Consider the following 240-nt stretch of genomic DNA (forward strand, 5'->3'; position numbering starts at 1 on the left):
GAGCTTTTAACAGTGCTCTAACTTCTGGTTTGCTTAAAACTATAGGGAGATCGTTTTGTCTTTTTATTTGAGGAAGTCCAATACGTTTCTTATCCATTCCCAAAACTTTATAGGCAGCACGAAGTCCATAAACGGTGTGTTTGAAAAAACTCTCTGAAGGGGTATTGTGTAGGTTTTGACAATGGTAGAGATAATCATTTATTTGCGCTTCATTGAGAAGTTCTGGACTGCATTTGTAAT

The 240-nt window shown here is 36.7% G+C and carries 1 pseudogene; it reads right to left on the reverse strand.

Annotation, left to right across the window (positions count from 1 at the left end):
- A pseudogene (locus Q0998_RS19315) lies at positions 1-240 on the reverse strand (integrase); the annotation flags it as partial.

The sequence above is a fragment of the uncultured Polaribacter sp. genome, from assembly GCF_947501385.1.
Classification (GTDB): Bacteria; Bacteroidota; Bacteroidia; order Flavobacteriales; family Flavobacteriaceae; genus Polaribacter.